We start from the raw sequence: 514 nt of genomic DNA, 5'->3' as shown, positions 1-514 counted from the left end.
CGGGACCTTGTGAGGTCAACGAGCTTGCGCAGGTATTCGGAGTAGTCCTTCAGGACGTCCGCCGCACCGATGGTGCCCGGTTCGGTGACCGGGGCGGGCAGGCCCTCGGTCAGGTAGGACTGGGCGAGGTCACGGATCTCGGTGAGTCCGGATTCCGAGGAGAGGGGGACGGCGCCTGCGCGGGTCATTTTCATGCCGTTGTACTCGGCCGGGTTGTGGCTGGCCGTGAAAACGACGCCGGCGGCCTTGAGAATTCCCGAGGCGAAATACAGTTCATCGGTGGAGATCAAGCCCAGCAGCTTCACGTTGGCGCCGCGGCTGGCTGCACCCTCGGCAAAGGCTTGGGAGAAGCCGGGGGAGGAGGGGCGCATGTCCCCACCCACCAGTACCGTCTGGCCGGCCAGGCCCAACACATTGGCAAAGGCCGCGCCCACGGCCTTGACCGAGGCGGTGGTGATGGTTTCGCCCACAATACCGCGGACGTCGTAGGCCTTGAACGAGGAGGACAGGTCAA

1 pseudogene is annotated in these 514 nt (G+C 65.4%); it reads right to left on the bottom strand.

The window, feature by feature from the left end:
* Positions 1-514 (bottom strand): annotated as a pseudogene (manB, locus tag AAGW05_RS18550) (phosphomannomutase/phosphoglucomutase); the annotation flags it as partial.

It is taken from the genome of Arthrobacter sp. LAPM80, assembly GCF_046736435.1.
GTDB lineage: Bacteria > Actinomycetota > Actinomycetes > Actinomycetales > Micrococcaceae > Specibacter.
Note: the sequence above shows the minus strand (reverse complement) of the source record. Positions and strands in the feature narration are given on the sequence as shown.